The sequence below is a fragment of the Tenacibaculum finnmarkense genomovar ulcerans genome (assembly GCF_900239495.1).
GTDB lineage: Bacteria > Bacteroidota > Bacteroidia > Flavobacteriales > Flavobacteriaceae > Polaribacter > Polaribacter ulcerans.
Genome location: NZ_OENE01000015.1, coordinates 110,300 through 132,178, shown reverse-complemented (window position 1 = coordinate 132,178; position 21,879 = coordinate 110,300). Strand labels below are relative to the sequence as shown.

The following is a 21,879-nucleotide window of genomic DNA, read 5'->3' as shown; positions in this document are numbered from 1 at the left end:
TGAGGGCACAAATTTAAACAATGAGTTCGTAATTCCGATACTAAAATACCAATTTATTGTTAAAAATTAACATTTTTTTTGGTTTTGAAACAGTTGTTAACCGCTTTTTAAAGGTTTTTCACATCAAAATAGCGGTGTTTAGCTTCAAAAGCTTGTTAAGGAGTAACTATAGCCTTTAAATTTACATCCAATAATAATTAAAATTAAATATTTTATGAATCCACGTTACAAAAACGTATTGTGTATTTTATTTTTCCTAGGTTTCCTAGTAAATGTAACTGCACAACAAAAGATGATTACAGGTACTGTGTCAGATAGTGCTGGTCCATTACCAGGAGTTAATGTTGTAATAAAAGGTACAGTAACAGGTGCTGAAACTGACTTTGATGGTACATATACTGTAAAAGCATCAGCAGGGCAGCACTTAGTGTTTAGCTTTGTAGGTATGCAAAATGTTACGAAATTAGTAGGTGCAAAAACTACGATTAACGTAATAATGCAAGAAGATGCAAATGTATTAGAAGAGGTTGTTGTTGTTGGGTATGGAACATCAACTAAATCGGCATTTACAGGTACTGCAAAAGTTGTAAAGGCTGAAGTATTAGCGGCAAAAAGTGTTTCAAATATTTCACAAGCTTTAGCGGGTGAAGCTGCAGGGGTACAGGTTATAAATTCTTCTGGTCAGCCAGGAGCATCGGCAACAATTAGAATTAGAGGTTTTGGTTCTGTAAACGGAAACAGAGATCCTTTATTTGTGGTTGATGGCGTTCCTTTTGACGGAGCACTTAATACGATTAACCCATCTGATATTGCATCTACAACGATATTAAAAGATGCTACGGCAACTGCAATTTATGGTTCTAGAGGGGCAATGGAGTTGTTTTAATTACAACAAAATCAGGTAAAAATGGTGTTTCATCAATTGAACTTGATGTTAAAACAGGTGTTAACTTTAGCAATTTAGCAAGATATAGCACTATTAAATCACCAGAAGAATACATTGGTCTTTCTTGGGAAGCAATGAGAAATAAAGGAGATTTTAATGGTGAAGCTGATGCAACTGCGTATGCAAATGCGAATCTTTTTTCAGGAAAAGGGGTTAACAGTGCTTATAACTTATGGAATGTTTCTGATGTTTCTAAATTAATTGATCCTGCTACAGGAAAAGTTAGAGCAGGTGTTGCTAGAAAATACACGCCAGAAAACTGGGCTGATTATGGTTTCCAAACTTCTATTAGAACAGAGGCAAACTTAAAAATGAGTGGTGGTGATGATAAAACAAAATACTTTTCTTCTTTTGGTTATTTAGAAGATAAAGGATATGTACTTAATTCAGATTATAAAAGATATACTTCTCGTTTAAACTTAACACATAACCCAACTGATTGGTTAAAAGCAAGTGTTAATTTAGGATATACTTTTGGAAAAACGACTTCAAACGGACAGTCTGAAGATTCAGGAAGTGTTTTTTGGTTTGTTGATAATATTCCTTCAATTTACCCATTATTTACTAGAGATACCAATGGTAAAAAAATTGATGATCCTATTTATGGAGGTCATATTTACGATTTTGGAGATGCAGGACGTGGTTTTGGAGCTTTAACAAACTCAATTGCAAATGCTAAGTATAACTTAAAAAGGTCAGAAAGACATTCGTTAAATGCTAATTTTTCTTTTAACTTTCAATTAGCAGAAAACTTAAGTTTTGAGTCTAGATATGGAGCTCAATATTATAGTTATATTCATAATAATATTCAAAACCCTTTCTACGGATCGGCAGCTGGAGCAGATACTAAAGGTCGTTTATTTAAACAAAACAGGTATGCGGTTACGCAAAACTTCTTAAACATGTTTAAGTATAATACTTCTTTTGGTGATCATAAAGTTGATTTTATCGCAGCGCATGAGTCTAATCAATGGAAAAGACAAAGAGGTTATACTGATGTAAAAAGAGTTGTAAACCTTAATAATGGTTTAGATGATCCTACAAACTATGTAGAAACTGCTGGTAAATCAACAGGATATAGAGAAGAAACAGCTATTGAAAGTTTCTTTGGGCAGGCAAACTATAATTATGATGGTAAATACTTTTTTACTACCTCTGTAAGAAGAGATGGTACATCAAGATTTAAAAACAATAAATGGGGTACTTTCGGTTCTATCGGTGGTTCATGGATTGTAACTAAAGAAAACTTTATGAACGATGTTGAGTTTGTAAACAATCTTAAAGTAAAAGTAAGTTATGGTATTTTAGGTGATCAATCTATCGGTTCAAGATTAAGTGATCTTTATGCTGGGCAAAACGGATATAATATTGAAAACTTAGGAGGGCAAATTTCACTTCCTGTACGTGCAAGACAAAATGCTGAATTAACTTGGGAAACTTCTAAAATGTTTCAAACAGGTGTTGAGTTTACTTTGTTTGATAACTTAGTTGATGCTTCTTTTGACTACTACGTTAAAAATACAGAAGATTTAATTTTTGACAGACGTTTAGGGCCTTCTTTAGGAGATGCTTTAGAAACTGTAAATGATGGTAAATTAAAAAATGCTGGTTTTGAATTTGATATTACTACGCATATTATTAATAAGAAAAACTATACGTTCGATGTTTCTTTAAACGGAGAGTTTTTAAAGAATGAATTAACGCAAATGCCTATTGACCCGTCAACAGGAAAGGCTAAGTTATTAGATCAAGCTGGTAACTACGGACGTTCAAAAGGACATTCATTATTTGATTACTACATGAGAGAATGGGCTGGTGTTGATGCTAACGACGGTGCTGCAATGTGGAATGTAAACTATGTAGATGCTAACAAAAATGATGCTTTTGATAAGGGAGAAGAAATTAAAAACTACAATAAGTTTTTAGCCGATAACCCAGATGCTAAAATATCACAAGGAACTACTAAAGTATATGCGCAAGCTACACAGAAATATGTAGGTAAATCGGCAATTCCTACGGTAAGAGGAGCTTTCAGATTATCTGCTAAAATTCATGATTTTGATATTAGTTCTCAATTTGCATATAGCTTAGGAGGTTATGCTTATGATGGTGCCTATGCAAATTTAATGTCGAACGGTCAAGTTGGAGGTAACAACTGGTCTACTGATATGAGAGACAGATGGCAAAAGAAAGGTGACATTACAAATGTTCCTAGATTATATAGTAACGAAGTTACTGCTGTTACAAGTTCTTCTACCAGATTTTTAACATCTACAGATTACTTAGCGTTAAATAATATAAGAGTAGGATATACAATTCCTGTACAATACATTAAAAAAGCAGGTTTAGGTAGCGTAAACTTATATGCTTCTGGAGATAACTTATTTTTATTAAGTAAAAGAGATGGATTTAATCCAGCAACTTCAGAAACTGGTTCTTCAGATCAATACAGATATTCTCCTTTAACAACATTTGCTTTAGGAGTAAGAATTAAATTTTAATCACTGAAAATTTAAAAAAGATGAAAAAAACAATATTAAAATCTATTGCAGCAGTAGCTATCTTAACGATATCTGTTGGATGTGGTAATGATTTCTTAGAAAAATCACCTACAGGATTTATTAACGTAGAAGATTTTGGAATTTCAGGTAATCTTAATCCTGATGTATTAGACGCTACACTTAGTGGAGTTTATTCTACAATGATTAATACTGGTACAGGTGGTACTCAAGGGCATGATGATATTGGTCAAAAAGGATATGATATCTATAGTGATATGTTATCTGGAGATATGGCTTTATCATTAAGTTCATACGGATATTACAGAAAACTTACAACCTTAGAGGCAACAGTTGATTATACAAACAACACTAATTACAAGCCTTGGAGATATTACTACAGAATTGTAAGAGCTGCTAATTTAATTATCAACGGTTTAGGTGATGCGCCAAAAAGTGTAGAAGCTAAATATGCACTTGGGCAAGCAAAAGCATTAAGAGCTTATGCGTACTTTTATTTAAGTCAATATTATATAAAAGAGTACAACCCTAGTACGAAGGTTTTACCTATTTATACAAACCCTGAAACGCCAAACGTAGCACAAAACACAACTAAAGAAGTGTATGAGCAAATGATTAGCGATTTAGAATCGTCAATTACTTTATTAAACGGTTTTGTAAGAGAAACTAAAAATCAAGTAAATAGCGAAGTAGCTAAAGGTTTATTAGCATACGTTTACGGAGCAATGAACACTACGGAATCAAATGCAAAATCGTTAGCATTATTAAACGAAGTGGTAAACACTGGAGGTTTTAATGTAATGTCTAAAGATGAAGTTGTTGGAGGTTTTGACGATGTAAATATTAACGGATGGATCTGGGGTGCCGATCTTACTACAGATATGGACTTCGGTTTAGTATCTTGGTGGGGGCAAATGGATGTTTATAGTTACAGCTACCAATGGGCAGGTGATAAAAAATCAATTGACCAAGATTTATATGATGCAATTGATGCTACCGATATTCGTAAAACACAGTTTAACGATAATAAAGGAACTTCAAATCACTTAATACCTAACAATAAATTTTATCACCAAGATAAAAAAATTGGAGGTCAGCAAGTAGTAACTACTGATTATGTTTTCATGAGAATTAGTGAAATCTATTTATTAAGTGCAGAGATGGCAGCAAAAACAGGAAACGAAACTTTAGCTAAAGACAGATTAAAAGCTATCGTTAGTAAAAGAATGCCAGATGCTTCTTATATTGATGCTTTATCAGGAAAAGCTCTTTTAGATGAAATTTATTTCCAGACTCGTGTAGAGCTTTGGGGTGAAGGGAAAAGTTACTTAGCAATGAAACGTAATAAGGCAACTATTAAAAGAGGTGATAATCACTTAAGTTTAGTAGGAAAAGAAATTCCTTATAACGATGAGAGATTAACTTTTGAAATTCCACAATCAGAAATTCAAAACAATCCTTTCATAAACTAATAGGTTTATACTATAAAACGAAAAAGCACTCAATTTATTGAGTGCTTTTTTTGTTTTTAATTCAAATAGTAAGCTATTTGTATCAAATATATTTTATAAAGTATTTAAAATATCCTTCATCTGCTCTTGTAAAACTTCGGCATTTTTAGCAGCAGCCTGCGCAAAATCTTCTTTATCCGAAGCATAAATAATTCCTCTAGATGAATTAATTAATAAACCAACGTTTTTGTTCATTCCGTATTTGCAAACATCTTGTAAATTACCACCTTGCGCTCCAACCCCTGGAACTAATAAAAAACTGTCAGGTACAATTTTGCGTATTTCTGTAAAATATTCCGCTTTGGTAGCTCCAACAACGTACATTAAGTTTTCTGAATTTTCCCAGTCTTTAGACGTTTCTAAAACCTGTTTGTAAACTTCTTTTTTATCTGTTTCTCCTATCATTTTTGTTTGAAAATCAAACGCTCCTTGGTTAGAAGTTAGCGCCAACATGATGGTGTGTTTATCATCAAAAGCTAAAAAAGGCTCAACAGAATCTTTTCCCATATAAGGCGCAACCGTTACTGAATCGAAGGCTAAATCTTCAAAAAAAGCTTTAGCATACATGGTTGAGGTATTGCCAATATCACCACGTTTGGCATCGGCAATAGTAAAAATTTCAGGATGTTTTTCGTTGAGGTATTTAATTGTTTTTTCTAAAGATTTCCAACCTTTTATACCGTAAGCTTCATAAAAAGCCGTGTTTGGCTTATAAGAAACACATAAATGATGTGTAGCGTCAATAATCGCTTTATTGAAGGCAAAAATAGGATCTTCTTCCTTTAATAAATGGGTAGGGATTTTAGTTAAATCGACATCTAAACCGATGCATAAAAACGATTTCTTTTTGTTAATTTGCGTAACTAATTCTTGTGTAGTCATGTGTTGTTGTAAAAGTTAAGCAAAAGTACACTTTTTTAAGACTTTCCATTATCTTTGTTAGATATGTTTCAATATGTAATCAATAAATTTTTCTACGGATTTTTAACACTTTTTGGTGTAGTTACGGTAATTTTCTTTCTGTTTAACGTATTGCCTGGCGACCCAGCAAGAATGATGTTAGACCAACGAGAAGACACCGAACAGCTTGAGAATATCAGAAAAAAATACGGTTTTGATAAACCTATTTTTACGCAATATTTATATTATTTAAACGATGTTTCGCCGTTATCGTTACACAGTAATAAAGAGGAAGATTATACTTTTTTATCCGAAGGAAAATATACGTTTCAAAAAATAATAGGCATAAGCTCTGTAAATTTGGTACTTAAATACCCGTATTTAAGGCAGTCATTTCAAAAAAACGGTAAAAATGTATCCGAAGTAATTGCTGAAACCTTACCAAACACCGCTGTTTTAGCTATTTTTGCCATTGCAATTGCATTATTTTTAGGAATATTTTTAGGAATTTTATCTGCTTTATATAAAGATACTTTTTTTGATAAAATAATTGCTATATTAAGTACTTTAGGGATGAGTGTTCCTTCGTTTTTCTCGGCAATTTTAGTAGCGTGGTTTTTTGGGTTTGTACTGCATGAATTTACGGGCTTAGAAATGACAGGAAGTTTATACGAAGTTGATGATTTTGGCGAAGAAATACGTATGCAATGGAAAAATTTACTATTACCAGCCATTGTTTTAGGAGTTCGTCCGTTGGCGGTAGTTATTCAATTAATGCGAAACTCATTATTAGAAACCTTAAATCAAGATTATATACGAACCGCAAACGCAAAAGGATTAACCAAGTATCAAGTGCTTAAAAAACACGCTTTAAAAAATTCGTTAAATCCGGTGGTAACAGCAATTTCAGGATGGTTTGCTTCGATGTTAGCAGGTGCGGTTTTCGTAGAGTATATTTTTAATTGGAACGGCTTAGGGAAAGAAATTGTAAACTCCTTAAATACGCTTGATTTACCTGTAATTATGGGGAGTGTATTAGTAGTGGCAACTTTATTTATAGGTATTAATATATTGGTAGATGTTATTTACAGTTGGTTAGATCCGCGAATTAAATTGAATTAATATGAACTATTTTTTATGTTTGATAGCCTTTTTAGTATTGCAAAGTTGTGCTGTTTTTCAGCCTAAAGTTTTTACAGGGCAAGCTTTAAATGAAAAATTAGTAACTACAAGCAGAGATTCGATTACGCTAAAAGAAATTTTTGATAAAAATAGAGGACAAGCTCAATTTATACAAGTTTTTGCAACCTATTGCCCTTTTAGTCAGCGTAGTTTTAAAGATGTGATAGCGTTTCAAGCCGAAAATCCATTGGTAAATTATATTTTTTTATCGGTAGATCATTCTTATTTTGATTGGAAAAGAGGGCTTGAAAATATTAAAAAAAATAACAAGTTAAAAGGCGCGTACTATTACATTCCTAAAAAAGGAAAAGGGGCGTTGGCTAATTTTTTAAAATTAAAAACAATTCCGAGGTTTTTAATTGTTGATAAAAAAGGGAAAATCACTGTTTTTAAAGCGTCGAGTATTTCTAAAAAAGTTAAAGATAAAACACATTAAAAATTCATTTAAAAAACAAATAAAGATGATAAAAAAGATGATAAAAAAAATAGGCGTTATTTTTGCCGTAAGTTTAGCCTTACTTAGTTGTTCGAGTCAAAGCCCAACCGAATTTTCAAAAGAAGCTTTGGCGGATGTTTTTGTAGCAATAAATACTAAAGAAGAAGTGCCGTTTAAAGATATTTTAGCTAAAAATAAAGGAAAGAAAATATTGATAGATGTTTGGGCTTCTTGGTGTACAGATTGTTTAGAAAACTTACCTGCGGTTAAAAAAGCACAAGAAGAAAACCCTGAAATGGTCTTTTTATACTTGTCTCTAGATAGAAAACTAGAAGATTGGCATTCAAGTGTTGAACGCTTGAATATAAAAGGACAGCATTATTTTATGCAATCAGGATGGGAAGGAAGTTTTGCTAAATTTTTAGGGTTAAGTTGGATTCCTCGTTATTTATTAATTGACGAACAGGGCAAAATTGTTGTTTTTAATCAAACAAAAGTTTCTGCAATTTTAATGGCTAAAAATGTGAAAAAATAACGTATTTTTAGCGCAAAAAAAATAAAAAAAAACTCATGAAAAAACTTATTTACCTATTCGTAATTGCATTACTTTTATCTTGTAATACCGAAAAACCAGCCGCTTTTTCAGAAAATATTTTACAAGAGAAATTTTTAACAACCAACGATAAAGCAATTACTTTTAAAGAAATCCTGGCAAAATATAAAGGAAAAAAAGTAATGTTTGAAGTATGTGCTTCTTGGTGTGCCGAGTGCGTGTCAGGAACACCAAAAATAAAGGAATTAAAAGCTAAAAACCCTGAGGTTGTTTTTGTTTTTTTATCAATAGATAAAACAGTAGCACAGTGGAAAAAAGGAATAACACGTTTTTTTAATATTGATGGAGATCATTATTTTTTACCCGCAGCGCTTAAAGGCGGATATGCAAAAGGATTAGGGATTAAAGATGTGCCAAGTTATATGGTTGTTAATGAGCGTGGTATTATTTCATTAGGAAATGTAACAGAGCCATTTGACCCAAGGTTGGCAACTGCATTACAAGAGTAGTAAAATAGAAATTAAGAACATAAAAGAGTGTAATTTTGAGAAAAAAGATCGTTGCAGGTAACTGGAAAATGAATGTAAACCTTGATGAAACTAAAAAGTTAATCAAGCAAATAAACAAGGGAATAAAAGCAGGGGTATCAGATGATACTAGAGTAATTATAGCGCCTAGTTTTGTAAATTTAAACACGGCAGTTAAAAAAGCAAAGAAAACTAAAATTGAAGTAGCAGCTCAAAATATGTATTTTGCTAAAAGCGGTGCTTTTACGGGAGAAATATCTGCCGATATGTTAACTTCTTTAGGATTGAATTTAGTTGTTTTAGGACATTCTGAACGAAGAGAGTATTTTGGTGAAACAGCTGCTATTTTAGCTAAAAAAGTATCAGCAGCTCTTGAAAATAATTTAGAAATTATTTTTTGTTTCGGAGAGGTTTTAGAAGATAGAAAAGCTGAAAATCATTTTAAAGTAGTAGAAAATCAATTGAAAAATAGCTTGTTTCATTTAAATAAAGCTGATTTTTCGAATATTATTTTAGCCTACGAGCCTGTTTGGGCAATAGGAACTGGTGAAACAGCATCGGCAGAACAAGCACAAGAAATGCACGCTTTTGTAAGAGCAACTATTGCAAAACAATATGGTGATGCAATTGCAAACGATGTTTCAATTTTATACGGTGGAAGTGTAAAACCTGAAAATGCCGCAGAAATTTTTTCAAAAGAAGATGTAGACGGAGGATTAATTGGAGGTGCGGCTTTAAAAGCAGCTGATTTTGTAACAATTATTAAAGCAATATAATTAAGAATAAACAATAGTAATGGATAATATTTATATAGAATATAATTTTGAAGTAAGCCCTAAAGATCCGGCAACTGAAATTTTAATAGCGGAATTAGGTGAGGTTGGTTTTGAGAGTTTTGTCGAACTTGATAACGGTGTAACGGCATACATCCAGAAAAATGACTGGAAAGAAAACATGCTAGAAGATCTTTTTATTTTGAAATCGGAAGATTTTTCTATTCGTTTTGATCATAAAGAAATTGAGCAAACTAATTGGAATGCCGAATGGGAAAAGAATTTTAATCAGATTCAAGTAGATGATTTGGTAAGTATCAGAGCGCCGTTTCATGAAAATCCTCATTTAAAATACGACATTGTTATTGAGCCAAAAATGAGTTTTGGAACAGGGCATCATGAAACAACACATATGATGGTACAGCATTTAATTGATTTAGATGTAACCAATAAAAAAGTGTTAGATATGGGCTGCGGAACAGGAATTTTAGCAATTTTTGCTGAAATGAAAGGAGCAAATCCTATTGATGCCATTGATATTGATGCTTGGTGTTATGAAAATTCTGTAGAAAATGTGCAAAGAAATGGGCGCAAGCATATTTCAGTTTTTGAAGGAGATTCATCGCTTTTAGCTGATAAAAAATACGATGTTATTATAGCGAATATCAATCGTAATATTTTATTAAGCGATATGGAAATATATACAAATTGCTTAAATAAATCAGGTATTTTATTGTTAAGTGGTTTTTATAGCGAAGATATTCCTATTATAGATGCCGAAGTTTCAAAATACGGTTTAGCATTACAAAAAACAATCAAAAGAAATAATTGGGTAGCTTTGCAGTATCAAAAAACAGCGTAAATGAGTACGATAGAAAAAATACAAGAAGATTTAGACGTTTTAACTCAAGAAACAAAAAAGCACGAAATTATTTTGCATAATGATGATGTAAATTCGTTCGATTTTGTAATAGATAGCTTGGTGGATGTTTGTGATCATACATTAGAGCAAGCAGAGCAATGTTCTGTATTAGTTCATTACAAAGGTAAATGCGCCGTTAAAACAGGTGAGTATAAAGATTTAGAACCAAGATGTGCTAAATTGTTACAATTAGGTTTATCAGCAGAAATAATTTAAGATGGAAAATATTTTTAGGTATTATGAATTTTCTGATTTTATCAAGGATGAATCAGCTGCTTTTTCAGGAAATGAAATTTGTTATGCGATATTAAATGAGCAACATTTTTTAATTTTTGAAAAAAATAAAGAAATCTATAATTTATATGTTTCTAAATATAATGAAAAAAATGAAATAGGGGTTAAGACCCCTGAAATACTAGAGGTTTTAGTTGAAAATTACGATAAAGCAATACCTGCTCACCGGGTATTTTTAAGGAAATATTTATATTAAAAAACTCAAAAAAAAAACTTATTTTGAGTTTTTTTTTGGTTTAATGTGACGTTTAAAAAATAAGCGTGTCATAGTAGTGTATATTATTTGTAAATAATTGAAATAAGAATTTTAAATAAATATTTTTTAAGAGTATTAAAATAGTAGTAGTTAGTTTTTATACTAAGTTTGGTTAGATGAAAAGGCCTTAAGCGAAAGCTTAGGGTCTTTTTTATGCTGTTTATTTTAGCTTAATTGTTAACTTAAAAATAAAGTAATAGAAATATTGTTTTTTTTTAATTAGGTTACATTTATTGGTGTAAAAACAGCTAAAAACAATACGATGAAAAAGATAGGTATAATTTTAACGTTTACTTTTTTAATTTTTATGCAATCTTGTAATATTATAAGCGAATGTGAAGATATAGATTGTTTTACACCGCCAGATCCGTTTCAATTTGAATTAGTTGATAAATTAACAGGAGAAAATTTATTTACCACAGGTGAATTTAACTCAAAAGATATTAAAATACTAAATAGTAGTACTCAAAAAGCTGTTGAATTTCGTTTTATCGATAAAAACAACTATAATATTATTGAAATGACTTCTATTGGATGGAAAACAGCAATTGTTAATTATACGATTCAAATAGCCGATAAAAATATTTGCGAGGTCTATGTAAATTCACAAAGAAAAATAAAGGGCTGCTGTGAATATACCGAGTATAAAGAAATTCGAGTTAAACAAGCGGCGTACGAGTTAACCGAAAACACTAGGTTTTATAAAATATTTATTAAAACAGTATCCGTGGGGAGATAATAAGCAAAAAAAAACACTAAGAAATAAATCTTAGTGTTTTTGTGACCATGGCAGGATTCAAACAAAACAAGCATATAAAATTTTATAATATCTTAAAATCCTTTTATTGATGGGGATTGCAGGTGTTAAAAATATACTTGAATTTAAAGCAATTTCATTAAATTGTTATTAATCGTACCATAAAACGATACTTTTATCTTAGATTTGCAACGTAATTAAATTACATAATATTTTATGGCAACCGCAAATTATATTTATAGAAGTTCACAACCAGTTGGCAAAGTTTCCATTAGGTTTATAAATGCAAAGATTGATATAAGAGTAGCTACTCCGATAGTGTCAAAAAGAGAGTACTGGATTTACAAAACTACTAGAAACGGTAAACCAGTTTTTAAACATCGTAAACTTCACGAATTAAAACAAACAAGTGTTATTTTAAAGAATCATAAAAAAGAACTTGAACAACTAAAAGAAAATGTTTTAGATAGGTTTATAATTGATTACAACAACGGTTTACCAATTACAGCCGACTGGCTAAAAAATTGCATTGCTGAAAATAGCAGGATTTTAAATACAACCGAAAAAATAAATATAGCAGTAGCAACTGAAAAAGAAAAAGAAAATGCAAACCTACTGGCAACAGCCGTACAAAGTATGTTTACAAAATATGCTACCAATTTAAACGAACAAAAGAAATACAAAGCTACTTTACAACTTCTTTTAAAATATCAAACAGCAAAAAATACCATCTACAATACAAAAGACTTGAGCCGTGCATTTTCTAACGAGTTTAAAAACTGGTGTTTCTTAGATATGTTATACACTAAATCATATACAAATGCAGTTTTAAAACGTCTTAGAAGTTCCGTAATTAATGCGTTTCAAAACGATGAAAAAAACATAGTAGAAATAAGTAAAACGATTGATTGTTTAGATAAATTTAAAGATGTTTATAAAGAAAAAATCATAGTTACTTTGTCGTATGCTGAAATTGATAAAATTGATAATACTATTATTACTGATGTAAACTTGCAGGACGCTAAAAAGTGCATTTTGTTCGGTTGTGAAACTGGTTTAAGATATTCAGATTTAAACAAGTTAAACGATAGTAACAGCAAAAATATAAACGGTATTAATTATTGGACTTTCAGAACGCAAAAAACAGACGCAACCGTACAAATTCCAATCAGTAAGCGAATAAAATATCTAATTGATAAATACGGACTACCTACAACAAGTTACCCAGCAAACGGTGTTAAACTAAACAAAGATATTAAAGAGGTTTGCAGACTTTCAAGAATAAAAGAGACAATTAAAGGCAGTAAAACAGTATCGGTATTGATAAACGGCAAACCGCAAAAAAGAAACCAATTAACAGAAACGGTAAAGTATAATTTGATTACTACCAGGACTTTCAGACGTTCCTTTGCTACCAATTACTACGGACGTATTGATACTAATTTGATTATGATGGTAACAGGACACGCCACCGAAAGCATGTTAAAATCTTATATAGGTTCAAAAGGTTTGCAAGATATTGAACGCTCAAAAAGTCAAGTAGATGACTATCACGAAAAAAGAAAAATAGCAAAAGAAAATACAAAGTTTACCATAGTAGGCAAAGCAAACAATCAAATTGATTTATTAGAATCAATTAACGAAATAGAAAAAAGCAAAGTAGCCAACCAGTAGGAACTGGAACAACCGCAACAAAATCAATCAATAAATAAAAATACTTATGGAATCAGTAAAAGTGCAAACAAAGTTATTTACACAATCAAATGTAAATCTACATATCGTAAATGGCTTGTTAAGTTGGCAGGATTTAGGCAAAACAATTGTTTTAAAAGAGTTTGTAGGTGTTTCTATTCAGTATGGCAAAACATACGGCATCATAACAAAAAACGGTTTTAGAATGATTAAAAAAATACTTAAATCTAGTAATAAGAATAATTATCTGTTAGCTTTTGATAAAAATAATACTGACAAAGTAAAGTTTCCATTACAGGAAATACCGAAAAATTTAGTCAGTAAACTATTTGAATTTGTTTAAATTCCAGTAAAAATATACCGAAAATAAAGGATAAAAAACCAGCTTAAAAAATGCCATGGTAGTTGCTTCGGTAAAAAATACCGAAGCAAACGTATTAAATAGTATTTGTATCATACAAACATACATGAGTATAACTAAGTTTAAGATAGTTGCTTAAAACGATTAAAAACGACCTTATCAAGCGTTTTAAACAAGTGTATTACAGGTGTTTTTTTATGGTAAATTTGTAAAGTGTTGATTTTCAGTACTTATGGATTTGTAAAAAAGTAGTGTAAAACAAAAAAAATGCTGTAGATTTGAAGTGTAAAAAAGTTATTTAAATTAAGAACAAAAAAAAACGGCAAACCATCAGCAAAAGCCAAAAGAATACCGAACAAAAGTACTTAGGAACTACAAATGTACGATATTCTTTTTTTTACTGATAGTTTGCCAATAACTAAAAACAAAATTTTTTTATTATGGCAGTACCAGTACAACAAGTTTCAATTATCAATATTACTATTGACGAACTTCAAAACGCAATTACAAAGGGCGTTGCTAAACAATTAAGCGAGTTAAAAGAATTTTACGAACCAGTTAAACCAGTAGAATTTTTAACACGTATTGAAGTATCAAAACTTTTAAAAATCAATCTTAGTACTTTGCACGGCTACGTGAAAAATAACGTTGTACAATCCTACCAGATGGAGGGTTCACACCGTGTTTATTTTAAGCGTTCCGAAATAGAAGCGAGAATGTTAAAAGTAAAAAAGTAACTCTTTACTACTTCAAAATAAGACACTCCTTTTTAGCTTCATAACTAAACAGATGTAAAAATAAAGAGGACGTTTTAAAGCGTCCTTTTTTCATTAGTTCCAATTGCTTATTACTTAGCGATATGGCAACGCTTACTTTAATTTTAATGATATTACATTGATTGATTACACTAAAATATTACTTCAATATGTAGATGTAACACGCTTACTGGAGCTGCCTTTTTTGTCTTTTTCTGGAACGTATGAAACGAAAACAGGCGAACAAAAAAACAACGGTACGTTAATAGCTGACTACCATTTTTGCAAAATAGCAGTTTACGAGAGCGGTTTAGTGTTGTTTACTGGCAGTTTACATAAGATGTATAATTCAATCAAAGGAATTGTAGCACCGAACCATAAAAGAGTACTTGACAAAATTAAGTTAATGCCAATTAGCACACCAGTAGAACAACAACAACAAATTGAAGCCTTAGCAATGGCTAAAAGCAAATACAAAGGTTACAACGGCAATACTTTTGACTTTGATAATATTGTTGAGGTTCGTAGGTACTTGGAATTATTATTTAATTGTGAACCTCAACAAATGATATTACAAAATATAGAGTTTGGAGTAAATACAACGCCTGACTTTAATTCAAAGTTGTTTTTAAAGGGATTACTATTTCATAAAAATAAAGAATTTGAGTATCGTTTTAACGGTTCTTTTGCACAATCAATACACCAACAATACTACATTAAAATTTACGACAAAGCAAAGCAATACGGAATGATTGGCAATGTTTTAAGAGTAGAATTAAAAATAGTAAAGTCCGAATACTTAAAGCAATTATGTATTGTATCATTTAAAGATATTAACACAACTACATTGAACAACGCAAGAGAATTTCTTTTAAAGGCTTTCAATGAAGTAGTTTATTATGATTATACAATAGATAAAAAAAGCCTTACAGATAGTCAAAAGCAAAGTTTAAATAATTACTCAAACCCTCGTTATTGGTTACACAATTTAAAGCCAATTCATAGGGATCGACCAAAGAAAAAACTACACAATTTTATTGTTAATTATTCAGATAATTTAAAGGCTAAAATTTATAAAAATATAAAGCAAAAGTGTGTAACGATTAACAGCTATTTGAAGCCCAAAAAAGAGGTTATAAAAAAACAAAAGTGTGTAACGATTAACAGTTCAAGTATAGGGATAAACATTACACAATACCAGCCACCAAAAAACCTAAAATGCAAGTACACAAATTTGCCTTTAATTCACGAAAAAAAAGGAGTTAATAATATAGGCATTGCTACACTTAAATATTTAAGAAAAAACGAACCTAAAACATTTGATTTGCTTTGTAGTATTTGGATTAAAAAAACCAAAGTAGGAACGTGCAAATATGAAAACACAAAAGAGAAACGAATACTTAAAGCGATTAGAAATAAACACCGTAAAAAAATTACTTCTACTGGATACCGAAAAAAGAAATACAACAACCCAAACCAAATCAAACTAATTTAATATGAAAAAGAATAATATCAAAATAACGGAATTACACAAAGATTGTTTTCTGATGGTGTCGTACACTTCCAGCGGTTATATTTATACTGATTCGTTATACCTATCAGAAATAAAACCAACAAAGGCAATTATTAGCAGGGTTGTAAAATTATTAATAGTAGAACCGAAAAAGAAACCAACGGAATTAAAAACAAGCGATGCACGGCAATTTTTAAAGTCGATAGTAAATCATAAAATTACGATTAACTAAAATATGCTTTATAACGAACTTAAAAAGAATATTGACACAATAGAGTTTCTTTATAATTTGGATTTAATACCGTACACACTAATCAGAAATTTAAAGATGTTTGAGTATTACCAAAGTTTACCAAAAGAATCAGGTGTTTACAATCGGTACGAATTAACAGCCGACGTGTTTAGTATCAGTTCCGATAGGGTAAAAAATATAATATTGAAGTTAAGCAAATAGAGTTTTCACCAAAATTGGCGAAAACCTCGAATACAAAACAAACGATTTAAGCAACTGTAAAAAAGCAACTGTATATTTTTACTATGATTTATAATTTGCAAGGAATAGGCAAGGTAAAAGGGGGGGTGTTTAGGGGGTTACCAATCCGAAGTAAAAAATTACTTGGGCGTTTTGTTTCACTACTGATTCTTGAGTAATGCTTTTAAATAGCGCAATCCAATTTTGATTAACCTTCTATAAAAAGCACTAGGAAAAAAAACCCTCAAAGTAAATTTTCCGTGACTAGCAAACGAATTATAAACAATCAGGAACTGGCATAATTCAAGTAGTTAAAATGCAAATCGTACCAAAAAAAGTACCAAACCAAAAAACAACAAAAGAAAAAGCGAGTTAATGAACTATGTATCAGTTTATTAACTCGTTTTTTTTGTGACCATGGCAGGATTCAAACCTGCAACCTCTTGAGCCGTAATCAAGTGCGCTATTCAGTTGCGCCACATGGCCGTATTGCGAGTGCAAATCTACAACTGTTTTATTGATAAAAAAAATAAATTCAAGTTTTTTTTACTTTTTTTTTCAAAAATTAATTTAATTCTTTTTTGAAATCATTTATTATTTTTTCAGCATCTTGAAAATCAGCTTTGTAGATAAATAATTCGCAAGAATCACCTGTAGCACCAAAACCTGCTAATCTTCCAGATTCTTTTGTGTCTTTAACTAAACTTGGAATTTTAGCCTCATCTAATAAAAAAGCAAGCCTGTTTGCTAAAATTGAAGTTCCTGTGTATACTTTTACGTGTTCTTTCATAATTTTAAGTTTTAATATGTTAATCTAATGAGTTTATAGTAATAAATGCTCGCCATCCAATAATAGCTAATTGAAATTTCGAAGCTGTAGAAATATCTAACGCTCTTTTTGTAAAAGAGGGTAGTAGTAGTTTGTTTAGTTTTGCTAAAGCTTTAAAAGATTGTTTTTTCATTGATATATTTGATTCTATATCAAAAATACTGAAAAATAATGTATTACTAAGGGTAACATAAAGCCAGATAGGTTGCCCTTAGTAATAAAAGTCATTTTATTTTTTACTTTGCATCATTTTCTTAGCTAAATCAGCACCAATTAATGACTGTAATAAGCTTCCGTTTGCGTTTCCTCCGCTATTTCCACCTTCAATATAAGTAGCAGGAAGTTGTAGGTCTTTTATTTGTTGGGCAACACCAACGGCTGTTTTATATTCCCATTCTGCTTTTTCTTGTGGGGTTAAACCAGCACTAACTAATTTAGCGTTTTCATAATATTGCGCTTCGGCAGCTACTTTTTTACTTTTGGCTTTGTATTGCTCAACTTCAAATTGCTTTTTTTCTTTGATTAAGTTAAACCCAGCTACTTTTGCTTCTGTTTCGGCTTCAATTGTTTGTTGAATTTGGATTTTTTCTAACCTTGCTCTTTCTTTTGCTTTTTCAGATTCTCCTTTAGCAACCTCTTTTTTAGCTCTGTAATATTCACGTTCGGCTTGTTGTTTTTCTAACTGTGTTTGGGCAACTTCATTTTTTTGTAAATCTAAACGCTCATCAAAAGAAGATTCCCAATCAATACCCGTTACTTGTGCTTGGTAAATTTTTAAACCATATTGTTTTAATGTATTAGAATCATCTCTAATAATAGTACCATCTTTGGTCCTTTTTATTCTAAATTTTTTCTGTTTACTTGATTTTCCGATTTTTATTTTTCGAATAGTGGTTGTATCGCCTACAACTTCATTGCTGTTTTCAGCTTCGTAATATTGCTCTACTTGATACATTCCGTTTTCTAATTGATCTCTAAAATACCTATCAAAATCAGAAGCCTGCCCAGAAATATAATCTTGTGCATCCATCAATTTACAGGTGTTTTTTATAGCGGCATCAATATTTGGTAAAACTCTTCCGTAAATTAATTTAGATTCGCTTCTGTTTCTATCTGCCATGTTTAAAAAAACCGCTTCATCATTAATATTTACACCTACAATTACAGAAGTGCTTATTTCAGCTTTAATAGCATCGCTAAATTCCCATTTTTGTGCTTTTCGGTTATAAATACCTCGGTCACTTTTTGGTAATTCACTTTGTTCTTTAACAATAATATCTTTTATAGAGGTTTCATACGATAAAGGAATAATTCGTCCCCACCATTTTAATTTTAATCCTTGGGTGGTAATCATTTTATCGCCACCAGAAACGTATTGTACCGCATAAGCAGTACCTGCATCTGCATAAAAAAACATTCCTGTAATAATGCTCATAAAAGCACCAAGCGCTGTTAATTGAATACTTCTTTGAAAAGTAAACCAAGTTAAAATTTTGTTGTTTTTAATAATTGAGCTTAATAACATCGTTGTTAGCCCTGTAATAATTAATAATACTCCGATAAATGTTAGCATAAAATATAGTTTAGTTTTAAGAGTTGGTTATGATAATAAAGCGATAATCGTTGCAATTTTTATTGCGATAATAATTAGTTTTAATGTAATAGCAATCATTTGTTTGGGTTTTTTAATTGGTTTATAATTCTTAATTTTTTATGAATATAGCGTAAAGAAAAGCTCGCTTCCAAAAAGATATTTAGCATTTAATCTGTTTGGATTTAAATAAGAAGTTAAAAGGTGATAAATGGTTTTAATTTATAATATAGTTTACTTATTTTGTGTTCTGATTTTTAAGCAGAAACTTACTTTTATGTTTTGAATGATAATTTAATACTGGAGTTTTATAATTATTTTAAAGAAAATAAAGGAAAACAGGTGTTTACAAAGCTTATTTTTTTGTATTTGTTCTTTTTTTAAGCCTTTTAGCACTTGTTTATTTTGATGTCAAAGTTCTATATTTGCAAGAAAAAATAGAATCGATGGATATTGTATATATAGCGTTAGGATTGTTATTATTAGTTCTTGGAGGGAATTGGCTTTTAAAAGCAGCCGTTGGATTATCGTTAAAATTAAACATCCCAAAAGTAGTAATCGGAATGACGGTTGTTTCTTTTGCAACCTCAGCACCAGAGTTAATTGTAAGTATAAAATCGGCATTAAACGGCGCTCCAGGCTTGGCAGTAGGGAATGTAATTGGTTCTAATATTGCTAATATTGGCTTGGTTTTAGGGATTACGCTAATTTTATCAACTATTGAAGTAGAAAAAAACTTTTATAAAACCGATTGGCCTGTAATGATGGTGGCTTCAGGTTTATTATATTTTTTTATCGCTTTTGATAATACTATTGAGCAATACGAAGGGATTATTTTATTTAGTATGTTGGTGGTGTTTTTAGTGTATTTATTGCGTTTTCAAAAAACAGCGGTAGTCGATGAAATGCCTGAAGATGATGAAGAGTTACCTTTATATAAGGTGGTGTTATTTTTAAGTATTGGTGGTTTTTGCCTGTGGTTAGGTTCGGAATGGTTAATTGATGGTGCTACAAACTTAGCAAAAAGTATGGGTGTAAGTGATGCTATTATTGGTGTTACCGTGGTTTCTGTAGGAACAAGTGTACCAGAATTAGCGGCATCAATCATTGCAGTTTTGAAAAAAGAGAAAGCTATTTCTTTAGGAAATTTAATTGGTTCGAATGTCTTTAATATATTGGCAGTTTTAGGAATTACTTCCATTATTACACCGATAAAATTAGGTGCTGATGCTTTAAGTTTGGTAAATAATGATATTTATTGGATGCTTGCCATTTCGTTTATCATATTGCCATTTGCATTTTTCCCAAAGAAATTACGCTTAAATTGGGTTCATGGAATTATATTATTAGTTGCTTACACTGTTTTTGTGTATTTAAAATTGAGTTAAGAAAGTGGTTGTGTGGATTTTTATTAGAAAAACTACTATATAAAAGTAACAAACCTCACAAGTTTTTAAAACCTGTGAGGTTTATGTTTAATAGCCTATTTGAATTTTAAATAGGTTCTAAAAATACTTTTATAACATAGAATAATACATCGAATTCCGTTAAACTGAATAAATTCATTTTTGCATTTTAATTTGCTATATTTTTTAGCTTTTTTGGATGGTATTTGTCAATTCGAGTGATTTTAATGACTAGAAGGAATTGAAATTGTATCGAGAATTTGAATTGTTTTATATTGATTTTGAAGATAAAAAAGTTCTCGATACCATTTTTTTGAAGGAAAAAAATCACTCGAACTGACAGTTTATTTAATTCTTGAACCGGCTCTTAATTGTTTTATTTATTTTTACTAGGCTTGTGCTTTGTTTACATCCGTTATTGCATCTGATATTATTTTAATCTTTTATTGTTAGGAAAAAATTAAATGCAAATACTTTTCTCTTGTTTAATGTTTTTATAGACTCCCATTCACTTTTATCAAAAACCCCCTTAACCATGCTATTGTTTTTTGAGTGAGTTTTGTAACAACCTATTTTAAATGAAGAATTATTAATTTTTATATCAAAAACTTCTAAAACTAAATGATAATCTCCTTTATCTAAAACGATATCATTTTCTTTTAAATCTATTTCAAAATTTTCGCTATTTGGTGGGATTTTTCTTATAATATTTTGATGTATAATATTTTTATGTGGGAGTGTGTTTTTAACTTCATAAATAAGTAATCTACACAATCTTTCTTTTGAATCATTTAGAATATCAAAGTGAGCATTTTCTATTTTAGAAGTTTTGGCTAAAGAAAAAAGTTTTGAAAAATATCCAGCTTCACTTTTTGAACTAGCATTTACATATAATTTACTCTTTTTTTTATTTATTACTCTTTTTGTTTTAGGAGTCACCGTAATAATAACTTCTTTTAAATATTCTATTTTTTCCACTAAAAATATAGTGTCTTTTAAGTGATGTATTTCCTTGTTTTTGTAACCGATAGATGAAACTTTTATTTTTGAAATATCATTAGGTAATTCAATACTTCCTTTTGAATCAGAGTAAACGCCACTATTATTAAATAATACTGTTGCGTATTCTATTGGATTTTTAGTTATAGAATCAATAATTATTATGTTTTTTTGTGCGAAAATATACAAAGGTAAAGTCAATAATATAAAAAATAATCTCATAAATAGTATTTTAAAATCCGTGAAAAAAAATCACGAATTTATTTGAAGAATGATACAGTTAACAAGCAATTTCAAGACTGACTAATTTGTGAGATGTTCGAATTCCTAAAAAAATAATGGCTTTTATAGGTTGTTGTAGCACATCCTCCTGTATGTGAATCAGTTTCAGAACCAAACCATCTCCATCCACCTTGAATTTTCTTAATTTCTGTTAAGTTCAATTTTTGAACTCCAAATTTACTTAAATTGTTCATTTCGTTAAATTTTTAGATTAAAAAATATTTTTTGTGTTCAAAACTAAAATGTGCACCTTTTTATTTTACCACATTGCAATATTAATATTCTCCACTGCATAAAACTTGCAGTAAATAATAAAATGTTTTAATTTAAAAGATATTAGCCTATTTGAATTTTAAATAGGTTCTAAAAATACTTTTATAACATAGAATAATACATCGAATTA

General features: G+C 30.3%; 24 protein-coding genes and 1 tRNA gene. 18 read left to right on the top strand and 7 right to left on the bottom strand.

The features are described 5' to 3' along the window. Positions 1-292: 292 nt before the first annotated feature. From DPIF8902391_RS12565 to DPIF8902391_RS05750, 3 genes are read left to right on the top strand one after another with little or no spacing between them, the layout of a single operon-like run. Complete coding sequence (locus tag DPIF8902391_RS12565; protein ID WP_317165663.1) at positions 293-886, top strand: TonB-dependent receptor plug domain-containing protein; 594 nt, start codon at positions 293-295, stop codon at positions 884-886. Continuing rightward, positions 886-3,447, top strand: a complete 2,562-nt coding sequence (locus DPIF8902391_RS05755) for a SusC/RagA family TonB-linked outer membrane protein (protein WP_317165666.1) — start codon at positions 886-888, stop codon at positions 3,445-3,447. The genes DPIF8902391_RS12565 and DPIF8902391_RS05755 overlap by 1 nt, the downstream gene beginning before the upstream one ends. Positions 3,448-3,467: 20 nt before the next feature. Further along, positions 3,468-4,937 carry a RagB/SusD family nutrient uptake outer membrane protein gene (locus tag DPIF8902391_RS05750; protein ID WP_172505281.1) on the top strand — a complete coding sequence of 490 codons (1,470 nt, stop codon included), beginning with the start codon at positions 3,468-3,470 and terminating at the stop codon, positions 4,935-4,937. Positions 4,938-5,030: 93 nt separating this feature from the next. Here DPIF8902391_RS05750 and pyrF read toward each other — a convergent pair whose 3' ends face one another. After that, positions 5,031-5,858 (bottom strand): orotidine-5'-phosphate decarboxylase, encoded by an 828-nt coding sequence (pyrF, locus tag DPIF8902391_RS05745; protein WP_172505280.1) that lies wholly within the window; start codon positions 5,856-5,858, stop codon positions 5,031-5,033. A 63-nt stretch (positions 5,859-5,921) separates the two neighbouring features. Here pyrF and DPIF8902391_RS05740 point away from each other — a divergent pair, with 63 nt between their 5' ends. From DPIF8902391_RS05740 to DPIF8902391_RS05675, 14 genes are all read left to right on the top strand, one after another. Beyond that, positions 5,922-6,998 carry an ABC transporter permease gene (locus tag DPIF8902391_RS05740; RefSeq protein ID WP_058885658.1) on the top strand — a complete coding sequence of 359 codons (1,077 nt, stop codon included), beginning with the start codon at positions 5,922-5,924 and terminating at the stop codon, positions 6,996-6,998. A gap of 1 nt (position 6,999) precedes the next feature. Next, positions 7,000-7,494 carry a TlpA family protein disulfide reductase gene (locus DPIF8902391_RS05735; protein WP_058885657.1) on the top strand — a complete coding sequence of 165 codons (495 nt, stop codon included), beginning with the start codon at positions 7,000-7,002 and terminating at the stop codon, positions 7,492-7,494. A 37-nt stretch (positions 7,495-7,531) separates the two neighbouring features. Then, positions 7,532-8,029, top strand: a complete 498-nt coding sequence (locus DPIF8902391_RS05730) for a TlpA family protein disulfide reductase (protein WP_083501083.1) — start codon at positions 7,532-7,534, stop codon at positions 8,027-8,029. 35 nt (positions 8,030-8,064) lie between these two features. Further along, complete coding sequence (locus DPIF8902391_RS05725) at positions 8,065-8,556, top strand: TlpA family protein disulfide reductase (protein ID WP_058885656.1); 492 nt, start codon at positions 8,065-8,067, stop codon at positions 8,554-8,556. A 35-nt stretch (positions 8,557-8,591) separates the two neighbouring features. Beyond that, positions 8,592-9,350, top strand: a complete 759-nt coding sequence (gene tpiA, locus DPIF8902391_RS05720; RefSeq protein WP_058885655.1) for a triose-phosphate isomerase — start codon at positions 8,592-8,594, stop codon at positions 9,348-9,350. A gap of 19 nt (positions 9,351-9,369) precedes the next feature. Next, entirely contained in the window at positions 9,370-10,209 is an 840-nt protein-coding gene (gene prmA / locus DPIF8902391_RS05715; RefSeq protein ID WP_058885654.1) for a 50S ribosomal protein L11 methyltransferase, read from the top strand. Next, entirely contained in the window at positions 10,210-10,485 is a 276-nt protein-coding gene (locus tag DPIF8902391_RS05710) for an ATP-dependent Clp protease adaptor ClpS (RefSeq protein ID WP_101902960.1), read from the top strand. It begins immediately after the preceding gene. A 1-nt stretch (position 10,486) separates the two neighbouring features. Next, complete coding sequence (locus tag DPIF8902391_RS05705; protein ID WP_172505279.1) at positions 10,487-10,759, top strand: hypothetical protein; 273 nt, start codon at positions 10,487-10,489, stop codon at positions 10,757-10,759. Between the two features lie 322 nt (positions 10,760-11,081). Continuing rightward, complete coding sequence (locus tag DPIF8902391_RS05700) at positions 11,082-11,558, top strand: hypothetical protein (RefSeq protein WP_058885651.1); 477 nt, start codon at positions 11,082-11,084, stop codon at positions 11,556-11,558. A gap of 234 nt (positions 11,559-11,792) precedes the next feature. Beyond that, on the top strand, positions 11,793-13,250 hold the full coding sequence (locus DPIF8902391_RS05695) for a site-specific integrase (protein ID WP_172505278.1): 1,458 nt from the start codon (positions 11,793-11,795) through the stop codon (positions 13,248-13,250). A 46-nt stretch (positions 13,251-13,296) separates the two neighbouring features. Then, entirely contained in the window at positions 13,297-13,611 is a 315-nt protein-coding gene (locus tag DPIF8902391_RS05690; RefSeq protein ID WP_172505277.1) for a hypothetical protein, read from the top strand. A 458-nt stretch (positions 13,612-14,069) separates the two neighbouring features. Beyond that, complete coding sequence (locus DPIF8902391_RS05685) at positions 14,070-14,366, top strand: MerR family transcriptional regulator (protein ID WP_172505276.1); 297 nt, start codon at positions 14,070-14,072, stop codon at positions 14,364-14,366. A gap of 157 nt (positions 14,367-14,523) precedes the next feature. Beyond that, on the top strand, positions 14,524-15,879 hold the full coding sequence (locus DPIF8902391_RS05680; RefSeq protein WP_172505275.1) for a hypothetical protein: 1,356 nt from the start codon (positions 14,524-14,526) through the stop codon (positions 15,877-15,879). Position 15,880: 1 nt separating this feature from the next. Continuing rightward, the gene (locus DPIF8902391_RS05675; protein ID WP_172505274.1) at positions 15,881-16,129 is read left to right on the top strand and encodes a hypothetical protein; all 249 of its coding nucleotides are present in this window, start codon (positions 15,881-15,883) and stop codon (positions 16,127-16,129) included. A 652-nt stretch (positions 16,130-16,781) separates the two neighbouring features. On the opposite strand, the gene DPIF8902391_RS05670 is transcribed toward DPIF8902391_RS05675, so the two are convergent. The 4 genes from DPIF8902391_RS05670 to DPIF8902391_RS05655 form a co-directional block, all read right to left on the bottom strand. Then, positions 16,782-16,855: transfer RNA gene (locus DPIF8902391_RS05670), tRNA-Arg, on the bottom strand. 79 nt (positions 16,856-16,934) lie between these two features. Beyond that, positions 16,935-17,159 carry a putative signal transducing protein gene (locus tag DPIF8902391_RS05665; RefSeq protein ID WP_058885641.1) on the bottom strand — a complete coding sequence of 75 codons (225 nt, stop codon included), beginning with the start codon at positions 17,157-17,159 and terminating at the stop codon, positions 16,935-16,937. Between the two features lie 19 nt (positions 17,160-17,178). Next, complete coding sequence (locus DPIF8902391_RS05660; protein ID WP_058885640.1) at positions 17,179-17,331, bottom strand: hypothetical protein; 153 nt, start codon at positions 17,329-17,331, stop codon at positions 17,179-17,181. Positions 17,332-17,427: 96 nt separating this feature from the next. Further along, complete coding sequence (locus DPIF8902391_RS05655; RefSeq protein WP_058885639.1) at positions 17,428-18,771, bottom strand: SPFH domain-containing protein; 1,344 nt, start codon at positions 18,769-18,771, stop codon at positions 17,428-17,430. 464 nt (positions 18,772-19,235) lie between these two features. Between DPIF8902391_RS05655 and DPIF8902391_RS05650 the strand changes: the two genes are divergently transcribed. Next, positions 19,236-20,177 carry a calcium/sodium antiporter gene (locus DPIF8902391_RS05650; protein WP_172505273.1) on the top strand — a complete coding sequence of 314 codons (942 nt, stop codon included), beginning with the start codon at positions 19,236-19,238 and terminating at the stop codon, positions 20,175-20,177. 453 nt (positions 20,178-20,630) lie between these two features. Here the strand turns inward: DPIF8902391_RS05650 and DPIF8902391_RS05645 are convergent, their stop codons facing one another. Both DPIF8902391_RS05645 and DPIF8902391_RS05640 read right to left on the bottom strand, forming a co-directional pair. Next, complete coding sequence (locus tag DPIF8902391_RS05645; protein WP_172505272.1) at positions 20,631-21,416, bottom strand: peptidase associated/transthyretin-like domain-containing protein; 786 nt, start codon at positions 21,414-21,416, stop codon at positions 20,631-20,633. A gap of 71 nt (positions 21,417-21,487) precedes the next feature. Next, positions 21,488-21,670, bottom strand: a complete 183-nt coding sequence (locus DPIF8902391_RS05640; RefSeq protein WP_172505271.1) for a hypothetical protein — start codon at positions 21,668-21,670, stop codon at positions 21,488-21,490. Positions 21,671-21,879 lie beyond the last annotated feature (209 nt).